General features: G+C 66.6%; 10 protein-coding genes. 6 read left to right on the top strand and 4 right to left on the bottom strand.

Annotation, left to right across the window (positions count from 1 at the left end; all coding sequences use genetic code 11):
* Window positions 1-489 precede the first annotated feature (489 nt).
* The 3 genes from OF850_RS20175 (at window position 490) to OF850_RS20165 (ending at window position 2564) form a co-directional block, all read left to right on the top strand.
* Entirely contained in the window at window positions 490-1056 is a 567-nt protein-coding gene (locus OF850_RS20175; protein ID WP_301592137.1) for a PEP-CTERM sorting domain-containing protein, read from the top strand.
* A 574-nt stretch (window positions 1057-1630) separates the two neighbouring features.
* Window positions 1631-2035: a winged helix-turn-helix domain-containing protein gene (locus OF850_RS20170; RefSeq protein ID WP_301592136.1), complete on the top strand. Its 405-nt coding sequence runs from the start codon at window positions 1631-1633 to the stop codon at window positions 2033-2035.
* Window positions 2036-2087: 52 nt separating this feature from the next.
* Complete coding sequence (locus OF850_RS20165) at window positions 2088-2564, top strand: PEP-CTERM sorting domain-containing protein (RefSeq protein ID WP_301592135.1); 477 nt, start codon at window positions 2088-2090, stop codon at window positions 2562-2564.
* A gap of 634 nt (window positions 2565-3198) precedes the next feature.
* Here OF850_RS20165 and OF850_RS20160 read toward each other — a convergent pair.
* Window positions 3199-3888 (bottom strand): hypothetical protein, encoded by a 690-nt coding sequence (locus tag OF850_RS20160; RefSeq protein WP_301592134.1) that lies wholly within the window; start codon window positions 3886-3888, stop codon window positions 3199-3201.
* 1030 nt (window positions 3889-4918) lie between these two features.
* A complete protein-coding gene (locus tag OF850_RS20155) occupies window positions 4919-5140 on the bottom strand; it encodes a hypothetical protein (protein ID WP_301592133.1) in 222 nt (73 codons plus the stop codon).
* Window positions 5141-5639: 499 nt separating this feature from the next.
* On the opposite strand from OF850_RS20155, the gene OF850_RS20150 reads away from it, so the two are divergent.
* From OF850_RS20150 to OF850_RS20140, 3 genes are all read left to right on the top strand, one after another.
* Window positions 5640-5798 carry a hypothetical protein gene (locus OF850_RS20150; protein ID WP_301592132.1) on the top strand — a complete coding sequence of 53 codons (159 nt, stop codon included), beginning with the start codon at window positions 5640-5642 and terminating at the stop codon, window positions 5796-5798.
* Window positions 5799-6235: 437 nt separating this feature from the next.
* Window positions 6236-6628 carry a MerR family transcriptional regulator gene (locus OF850_RS20145; RefSeq protein WP_301592131.1) on the top strand — a complete coding sequence of 131 codons (393 nt, stop codon included), beginning with the start codon at window positions 6236-6238 and terminating at the stop codon, window positions 6626-6628.
* A gap of 263 nt (window positions 6629-6891) precedes the next feature.
* Window positions 6892-7422, top strand: a complete 531-nt coding sequence (locus tag OF850_RS20140; RefSeq protein ID WP_301592130.1) for a nuclear transport factor 2 family protein — start codon at window positions 6892-6894, stop codon at window positions 7420-7422.
* 154 nt (window positions 7423-7576) lie between these two features.
* On the opposite strand, the gene OF850_RS20135 is transcribed toward OF850_RS20140, so the two are convergent.
* Window positions 7577-8605, bottom strand: a complete 1029-nt coding sequence (locus tag OF850_RS20135) for an NAD(P)H-dependent flavin oxidoreductase (protein WP_301592129.1) — start codon at window positions 8603-8605, stop codon at window positions 7577-7579.
* 115 nt (window positions 8606-8720) lie between these two features.
* Window positions 8721-9887, bottom strand: a complete 1167-nt coding sequence (locus tag OF850_RS20130) for an alpha/beta hydrolase (RefSeq protein WP_301592128.1) — start codon at window positions 9885-9887, stop codon at window positions 8721-8723.
* Between the last annotated feature and the right edge of the window lie 87 nt (window positions 9888-9974).

Raw genomic sequence — 9974 nt, 5'->3', positions numbered from 1 at the left:
GAGAAGCGCCGCTCGGGCCTGCTCCGGAGCACCACGCCAGAGCCCGCGGCAGTGAAGACCTAAAACAGGGGGGAGATTTCATGGCGACAAGGGGGGCGTTTCCGGTGTCGCTTGACAGCGTGGCGCACTGGCCGCGCCAGACACGGCGGCCGGTGCCGTCCACGACACAGATGGCCGTCACCTTCTGCGAAACGTCCAGGCCGACAAAGTGGGTCATTGAGCGGTCTCCCATCGTGCGAGATGCCGGGCGACACCGCCCGGATCGAGGCACTTTGAGCGGGCTCCGCTCAGGCCGCGATTACCCAATGTCCACAATAAGAGATGATTGTATCATTCGAGATGTTTCGGCGTTTTTTACACTTTTCTGTAAAGCGGCAATCGGACGCTCTCAACCACTTGATTCAGTTGCGAACTTCAAATTGGCACGATTGTTGCTGAAACCCTCTAGCTGGCGGTAGGTCGCTGGCGTGAGAGACAAGGGACAATCGCATGCTTCACGTTCGCTCTATGCTGGCAGCTCTGACGCTGACTGCAGCCGTCTTCGCTGCTTCGCCGTCAAAGGCCGAACTTATTCCGTTCACGGACGTGTTCACCGCGCCGGGCGGGTCGGGGGTCCTTCTGACGGCCGGCGGTGCTGCCTACAGCTTCACGCACAACATCAATGACAGCATCAACATCGCCACGGACACCATTCAGGACGGGACGCTGACGCTCCGTTTCGTCGATAATGGTGGCTCCGAGGATGCTCAGGTGCGCTTCGAACTTGGCTCGTTCATTGCCCTCGGCCCCATCGCCAATGCCGGTTCGACGTTCCTGTTCAACATCGACACCGATGTCAGTGGTACGATCATGGCTTCGCTTCAGGCCGACGGTCTACTGAACGTCACCGTTCGAGTTGTTCAGCAGGGCGGCCCCGTGTCGAGCGCCTTCTTTGCCAGCTCCACGCTTGTAGGTGTGGCAGATCGTCCCTCCGTGCCCGTGCCGGCGCCTGCCGGCCTGGCCTTGCTCGGCGCGGGACTGCTGGGCCTCGGAATGGTGCGCCGCAAGGCTGCCTGACGCCTTCCGCGTCAGCAAACACAAGGCAGCGCTCCGGTCCCACAAGGGCCGGAGCGTCTTTCCGCTGGTTTGCTCCAGCGCGGCGCACCTTCGGGCGGGGTAGATACGCTTGGCAGCCGCGACACACGACTGGCTCAAGGCGGGCGCAGCTTCGGGGAGCGGCTCGCCGCGCTGCACCCCCGGTGTCCAGATCTACCCGATCTCGAGGCCCCCTGGAGCCCTGCAAGGACCAAGGCTGCATCTCTCCATGGGCTGCACGCGCCCAACGGGAAGACCAGCATTCCTGTTGCTCGTTCTTCACTGACCAGGAGGTCGCGCCGCCCTCCCTGAAGAGCCAGTTGCAGATCCCGTCCGGCTCGCAGCACTTCACGCGACCATGCTCCTGGACGTGCCATCGGAGAAGGGTTTTGGTCAACTGACGCGGCACGCCCGCGAGACGCGCGACGAGCCCACGGCCCTTGTCTCGCTCGTCGACCACGACCGGCAGTTCCCTAAAGCCACTTATTGATCCGGCCTGGGTGCTCTTGAGGGGGAGATAGGATCGGCCCAGATGGGCAGCATGAGGCATGTGGACATGCGCAAGCTGCCGGCGGCAGCGCAAGAAGAACGCCGGCGACAGGTGATTGGTCTGCGCCAAGCCGGCATGACCTACGCTGAGGTCGCCGCCCAGGTCGGCCTCAGCGCGACCGGGGTGCTCAACATTTGCCAGCGCTATGCCGAACGTGGCGCGGCTGGGCTAAAGACGGGTCCACGCGGGCCCGAACCGGGGCACGGCCGGTTTCTTTCTGCCAAGCAGGAGGCGACGGCGCGTGGCCTGATCCGGCGCCACACGCCTGACGAACTGGACCTGCCCTTCGCGCTGTGGAGCCGGGCTGCGGTGCGGGAATTGATCTGGCAGCGCTTCGGCGTGCGGCTGGCCGTCCGAACCATGGGCACCTACCTCGCGCGCTGGGGCTTCACGGCGCGGCGGCTCGGGTGACGTCAGCAACGTCATCTTCAATGCCTGCGGAACGGCCTCAAGCGGCACGACGGTGCAGGGGTGCCTCCAAAGCTCACACACCACCCTGGTGAACTTCACCAGCAACGAGATGCTGAACATCAGTGGCGGCGGCCAGGCCTCCATCCAGGCGCAGGATGGTACGTTCAACACCATCACCATCGCCCTTGATGACCCAACGGTGGGCTTCGACAAGCTCCAGTTCAACCTGGATGCCACCGCCAATGGCTTTGCTGACTTCACCGCCATCGACCAGTTCGGCAACGTTTTCAACTTCAACAACATTGCACTGAGCGGGAACGGTCAGAACTTCTTCACGCTCGGTTCCCTGGACGGTCAGGTGGCGGTGAGCTTCACCCTGGTCTCGACCGTGGGCATCTCGCTCATCAGTGAGCTGGACCAGGTCCGCCTGGGTCCGGCCACCACGACGCCCGTGCCTGCGCCGGCTGGCCTCGCCCTGATGGGCCTCGGTCTGCTCGGCCTCGGCATGGTCCGCCGCAAGGCCGCCTGAACACACTACCCCCATAGTTCAGGCGTGCGCGCTCCGGCCTTGCTCCCAAAGGGCCGGAGCGTTTTTGTTGATGGATCGAGCGACGCGAACATCCAGCATCCCTCGCCGCGGCGTCAGCGGCAGGTTTGAGCACCCCGCCGCGAGCGCTCAACGGGTCCTGCGCGTAGGCGGTGGCTTCATCCAGGCTCGCTCATCGGAGACTTCTTGGGCAACGAGTGCATCCGTGAAGGGGCGGAGTCAGCGACATCTCCCGGGGAGGCATCACGCTCGCGGAAAGCGCCCTGCACCGCGCGTTCCTGCGGCAATGATCGGACTTGAACGGAAGGTGCGAGCGGCGCTCGGCCCTGCATCAAATCGCGGGTCGTTTCGCAGCCTCGCGCACCATCTCCACGACGCGCGCTTGTAGCCGTGCCGGCAGGCGCACGCCAGCGCTCCACTCTCATCCACGGGGCATCGCACCGCACAACGGTGGTGCTGTCACCATGCCATCCCCAAGCCTTCACCCGCTGAATCATCTCAGGCTCGGCCGACCTTGGGTCCGCTGCCGCCGTCATCTCCACACAGAAGCGGCCCCGGCTCTTGCGAGCCGGGGCCGTCCCTATTCTCTTACGCCGCTAAAGGATGCGGCTTGTGCTCAGGCCGCGACCTTGCGGCGAACCACGGCAAGGCCGAGCAGGCCGAGGCCGAGGAAGGCGAGGCCAGCCGGGGCCGGAACAGCGACCTGCGAGGAGCTGGCATTGCCGCTAACGCTCGCCGTGAAGCTGCAGATCGTCGAGCCGCAGATGTTGAACGCGGAGGAAAGCGCCGTGAAGGTGAAGCCGATCGCCGACGGATCCTGCAGCTTGGCGGTCGGGATCTCATCGGAGGTCAGGTTCACGGTCCCCGGCGGATCGGAGGCGATCAGGCTGACCTGGAAGCCGCCAGCCGGACCACTGATGCGCGAGCCGGCCAGGGCGATGTCGGAGAAAGTGCCCGACAGGTAGTTGATGCCCCCGCCGCCCGCGCCGGAGGTGATGGTGAAGGTGCCGGCGAAGGCCTGGCGGATATCGTCGCCGCCGATGAGCGTCGCGGCGCCGGTGCTGGTCGCGGTCAGGTTCAGGAAGGCCTGAAAGGGCGTCGCGACGCCATTATCATAGCCCGACACCGTGATCGCGACATCGCTTCCGACGAGGCTCGTCTGAGTGTTGCCGCCGTTGGCGGCGGCCGTGACGGTGTTGCCCGTCGCGTTCTGCGCCCAGGTGATGATGGTGGTCGGCGCCGCCTGAGCGATAGCGCTCAGACCAACGAAGGCGGCGGTCGTCGCCAGTAGTGCCAGCTTCTTCATCGAGATGCTCCTCAAACCGGTGTGCCGTTGCTGTCTCCGAACCTTTTTGGAACTCGAATTGTGTCCGCAAAGGTCGCAACGAGCTTCCGGCCCGTCATTCCCTACGAAGCAAGTGCCGTGCCATGCCGACAACTCTCTGTAAAGCAAGTCTTGTTATGTATATCGCCGGATGAACCGGTGGATCTGTAAAGAAAGTCGACAAGCTTCCGGGGACGCTCTGGGTGCGTGCATCGGCTCAGGATCCGACTTGGTGCCGTGGCAGAGCGGACGGCTCTCCCGCTCGCCGAGCATTCCCGCCTTCTGGCTGTCGGCCGCTTTCGGCGCTCCGTCAGCGGTATGAAGCGAACGCCATAACGCGGTCTCCGGCATCAACTCCCCCGGCCCGACCGGGCCCTGGTTAAATGTCCTTCGTGCGGTTCGGTGCGCAAAGCCGGCAGCGACATCCCATTGGCGTTCGGTCCTTGAAGGCTCTCCGAGGCGGTCGCTTTCGCTGCATGACCTGATCCTCCTCGCCGGTAGCCAGACGATTGCCGAACCGTGACGTCATGGGGCCGCTGCGAGTCTGTGGCATGGAGGCAAGAGCGAGGCCGCCACACGTTCTGGCTGGAGGGCCGTTCCGTCCATGGCTGTCGCAACCTCCGGCGAGGGCTGCGGCCCCACGATTCGGATGGCTATGCTCGTCGTGAGATGCAGATCGAAGCCTTAGCCGGGGCTGATGGAAGCAAGGCAGGACGCGCGGCATCTCAAGCTAGACCTGAGGCGCGTCCCCGTTCAGCCGGCCGGCGGATGGACACTGGGGCTGGGCCCCTGTGCATTACGGCTCCGGGCAGAGGACTTCCTGCTGCGTCCGCAGCTGGCGGCGTGCGCAATGGAGGGCTGCTTCCAGTTCGGCCAAAGTCTTGCGAGGGACCCTTGCCGCCTCCGCATCGTCCCTGCCCTCGGCCACTTCCAGGATGGCCCGCTGATACAGGACGCGCCTTTCCGCTTGCCACAATTGCTGCTTGGCCAGGGCGACGGGGTTTTCCATTGCTCAGGACCCGGGGCTGCGCGCTTGGCGCTCACGGTGCAAATGCTCACGCAGGAGTTCGAGGGTCCTTTCATAGACCGCCAAGACTGCGCGGGCCGAGGTCGCCAGTTCGGGGTGCCCTTCTTGCTCCAGGCGATCGGACAGGGCGCGTTTGCCTGTGACCCGCTCCTCCGCTTCACGGACAAGCCGCTCTGCTTCGGCCAATGGATCCTCGAGCCGTATCATGCACTTTCCCCCGGCACAGGAGTGCGCCACACCCCATGCGAAGGTCCAGAAAGCGACATGTTTTTCAGGGACTTACTAGTTGGTAGTAGTCCGCTCCGATGGTTTCCACCTTTCGCTCGGAAGCTTGCGCGACGGTCGTCTCCGCCTCCGTTCTGTTCCTCCGTTCAAGAGAACTGTGTCGGGGATGCCAACCCCCAGGAGGCCCAGGCAAGGCGCCGTCGACCCACGCCGCTTGCCTGCGCCGTCCGCAAGCCCCGCCTCCGGCGCTGTGGCTTCGTCGCTTCTGGTGCTCACGATCCTCGGTGCCGAATGCAAAGGATGTGCGAGCCCAAGGTGAGTGGAATTTCGGTGATCCATTGCATCGCATTTATCTAGCCTGCGTTTTGCTTCCGATCAGGAGCGCAACGAGAGGTAGCGCGGAATGACAGAGGGCTGCCGTGCTGCATCGGAGGATTGGCTCCTTGAGCAAGTGGCTTTGGTCGGAAGCGTCCTTGCTCACTTGGCGACGCGCCACGAACTGACCCATGGCGAGCGCATGAGGGTCACCCACGCAGCGCGCACGGCCATCGGGAAGGTGGCGGAAACCTCTCCTGAGCTGCGGGAGGTGGTGCATCACGCCGATGCGATCCTGTCGGGCTTCGCGGGGCGCGAGCCTTGATGGCAGCGTTTCTTTGAGACTGCCACAGCACCCAGGTGGCAGGCAGCCCTGAGGCTTATGTGCTGCCACCCTCATCAAGTGCGGTGAGGCTGGTGCCGCTGTAGCTCGTCACTCCCGACAGGAAGCCCTTGAGCGCCGGGCCAACGGCGATGTCCGATGGGCTGGGCGGAATTCGCGGACCGTGTTTCCGGGCCGCCTGCCGCGCTTCCTCACCTCCGAAACGACCCGCCGCACCTCGCCGCCGAACTTGAGGTTCGTTTCCTGCCCCTGCGCAGCTGCTGTGGGGAAGTCCGGGGCAAGCCTGACAATGAAGTAATTCTTTACGTTTCCTGACGGTTCCGGGTCTGTCTTCCCCGTAAGCAACTGGTGCAACTGAAAAAGCTTCCCTGGCACAAAGCTTGCAGACCTAGCCGCCCTGAACGGTGAAGGGACCCGGAATGAAGATCGGTGAGGCAGCCCGGCGCAGCGAGGTGAACGCCAAGATGATCCGGCACTACGAGGCCATCGGCTTGGTGCGGCCCAGGCGGCACGCCAACAACTACCGGGTCTATACGGAGCAGACCGTGGCCACGCTGCGCTTCATCCGGCATGCGCGCGACCTCGCCATGCCACTTGCGGAGGTGAAGGCGCTGCTCAGCCTCTGGGATGGCCGCGCAACGCCCGAGAAGGTGCGGGCGCAGGCAGAAGCGGAGGTAAGACGGCTTGAGGGCAAGGCGGCATCGCTCAGGGCCATGGCGGCGGCGCTTCGCGACCTCGCCGATACCGTGGAGGAGGACCGGCCCCACGTTCCTCGCTTCGGGAAGCGGAGCCTGCTCCTTGCATCGGGCTAGTCTTGAATGGCGTAGAATCCTTGCGGGGTAATTGGCTCCCCATGCTAGAAGGATCGCATTCGTGGCGATCGGCATTCGCTGCAAGCCCTGACGGGCAATGGGAACAGCGTTGCGTCGCCGATGCTGGAGAGATCGGTCATGATCCTCACCCTGCGCGACTGCGTGGCGAGCATCACGGCGACATGCGGTCGCCTCACCACCTCGCCTCGGCCTCTCACTCGCGTGTCCCTCGCCTTTCCCGGGGCGAGGAGGATGGCGTCACGATGAGCAGCCACACGAAATCGGAAGACGGCACTCAGCGGGACGGGGAAACCCGCTCCGCGGAGCGACAACTGCTGGAGCGGTTCTTCGCAGCCGTGCAGCGGCGCGACCACGAGGCGATCGCGGCCTGCTACACGGAGGACGCCACCTTCGAGGACATCGCCTTCTCCCTTTCGGGCCGAAGCGAGATCCACGCGATGTGGCGCATGATCGCGGCTTCCGACCTGCGCATGACCTATGTGGTGGAGGATGCCAGCAGGCAGGAAGGGCATGCGCGCTGGACCGCCGATTACACGTTCCGTTCGGCGCCTGATGCACCCGGTCGCCCGGTCCACAACGAGTTGCGCTCCTCCTTCGCGTTCCGTGATGGACGGATCGCGCGCCAAGTGGATGAGTGCAACGCGCTTCGCTGGGGCGTGCAGGCGCTGGGTCCCGTCCCCGGAGTGCTTTCAACGCTGCTGCCTGTCCTTCGCCGACGTGCCGCGCGCCGCAAGCTCGACGCGTTCAAGGCAGGAGAGCGTCCGCCTGGCTGACGGCGCCGTGCGCAACATCAGCGCTGGGACCAGCAGCTGCTGCGGATAAGCCGCCGTCATGCCGCTTCGAGCGCCTGCGCGCCGCCCTCAACGGGAGGCGCTGAGCCGCATCCGCTCACAGCCGCCGCATCAGGCGCTGCATGACGGGGCAAAGCTAGAGGGGAATGTCGGCCGGCGGGCGGGCCCCACCACCCAACCGCCGCAACGTCGCCTCGGCACAGGAGGCCATGTCAGCGAGGATCTCGGCCGCCGGCCGGACACGCGTTGCGAGCCCCACGCCCTGACCGGCCCAGAGCGGCATGGCCTCCACGTCGCCCTCCACATCCAAGCTCGCGACCGTGGCGCGGTAGCGTGGGATCGGCCCACGCGGCGAGGTGGCGACGACCTGCCCTTCGCCGGGGCGTTGGCCTGGGGGCGGCCGTCCCGCCGCCTCCCAAGCGGCCAGGGTGCTGTTGCGCAGCACCCGGTGCGGCGCGCTTCCGAAGCCGCCGTCGAAAAGCCGCGTGTGCGCCGTGTCCGCCTCCGTCGCGGCGAGCAGCCGCGCGCGGTAATGCGGATGCACCGATGCCTCCTCCGCCAGAAGCAGGGCCGTGCCGACATAGGCGCCCGCCGCGCCCAGGGTGAGCGCGGCGGCGAGGCCACGCCCATCGGCGATCCCGCCCGCGGCGAGCACCGGCAGCGGCGCCACGGCGTCCACCACACGCGGCACCAGGGCCAGGGTGGAAACCTCGCCCCGGACATGGCCGCCTGCCTCCCAGCCTTGGGCGGCCACGACGTCCACGCCGGCTGCCGCGGCGAGGCGCGCTTCCCCAACGGAGCCCACGCAGGCCAGCACCACCGCACCAGCCCGATGGCAGGCTTCGACATGCGGTGCCGGATCGCCCCAGAAAAAGGAGACCGCCGAAACGCCCTCCTCCAGGCAAGCGGCGAGGCGCGGCTGCAGCGCATCGGGCGGCGCGTTGAGCAGCAGGTTCACCCCGAAAGGCCGGTCGGTGCGGGCGCGCACCTCCCGGATCTCACGGCGGATGCTGGCAGGGGAAAGCGCGCCAAGGCCCGACAGCATCCCAAGCGCGCCGGCGGCGCTGACCGAAGCCGCCAGCGGGGGTCGTCCGGCCGGACCCAGCCCGGCCTGCACGATCGGAAGCGCGATCCCAAGCCGTTCGGTCAGCACCGTGCGCGGCATCGGCTGGTTCCTGCCCTTGATCCGTGGGCCCGGCGGCGCAGCTTCGCAGGCCGGCGCGCGGAAGGAAACGCCTTTGCCGTCCGCACCGCCCGCCATTCCGTGAAGAAGCCGGGAATCAGCCCCGCCGCAGGAACTCCAGCAGCCGGTCCGTCACCGCCTCCGGCTGCTCCTGCTGGACCCAATGGCCTGCGCCCTCGATGAGGTGGCAGCCCAGCATCTGCGTGCAGGCCCGGCTTTGCATCGCGTCGAGGGCACCGGGCGTCTGATGGATGCCCCAATCCTGCGCCCCGGCGATGAACACGGAGGGCACGTCGATGGTGCGGCCGGAAAAGACGCGCAGATCCGGTTCGTTCACGCCCTCGGTCCGGCATCGGTACCATTGCAGCCCGCCCTGGAAGCCGGTGCGGGCGTATTCGGTGCTGTAGACGGACAGCTCGGCCTCGGGCAGCCAGCGGCATGCCGCGACATCCGCCGCGCCCGGCATGTGGGGGGCGACGGTTTCCGCCATCCCGCGATCCAGATCCATGACGTAGTAGGTGGGCAGCTTCGCGAGTTCCTCTGCGGTCCAGCCTGCCAGCGGCTTGGGCTGGTTCTCCGCCCAGTCCGCGCTCTTGTTGTGGAAATAGGCGCGCAGGAAGGCGTGGACGCCCTCCGGCGGCCGCCACATCTCCGCATTCGCGGCGCGCGTGGAATAGTGCCACTGGTAGTGCTTGCGCGGGCGCGGGAGCCGGGCCAGCGCCTCGTGGATGTCCGGGCCGGCTTTGGCGGCTTGCGGCGGCGCGTCGGCAGTGCCGAAGGGCAGGGAGGGCGGGCCTGCGAAGGGCGCGCTCATCAGCGCGACGGAGCGGAACACGTCGGGCCGCACCAGCGCGGACCAGGCCGCCACCGAGGCGCCGAAATCATGCCCCACCACCGCGTGCACGGAGCGCACCCCGAGGGCCGAAAGAAGCGCGAGCGCATCGCCCACCAGGTTCAGCAGGCGGAAGGAGCGGAGGTCGCCGTCATATTCGGGGTCCCAGCCCGTGGTCCGCCCATAGCCGCGCTGGTCGGGCGCGACGACGTGGAAGCCGGCTTCGGCCAGGGCCGGCATCACCGTGCGCCACGAATAGGCGATCTCCGGAAAGCCGTGCAGCAGCAGGACGCAGGGACGGTCCTTCGCCTCGTGTCCCGCTTCCAGCACGTGCATCTGCATGCCGTTGACGCCGCTGACGAAGCGCGAGCGGATGCCGGGCGGAAGCACCGCCTCGTCGAGGGGCGGCATCTCCGCCGTGTTCGTCGCCATGCTTCGTCTCCTGATTCCCGGCGCGCAGTTCAGCATCCCCGGCGCGAGCCGGCGAGCCCATGTCCCGAGGGCGAGGGGCCGGCACCC

Origin of the sequence: Sabulicella glaciei, from assembly GCF_026183895.1 — a bacterium.
Classification (GTDB): Bacteria; Pseudomonadota; Alphaproteobacteria; order Acetobacterales; family Acetobacteraceae; genus Roseococcus; species Roseococcus glaciei.
Note: the sequence above shows the minus strand (reverse complement) of the source record. Positions and strands in the feature narration are given on the sequence as shown.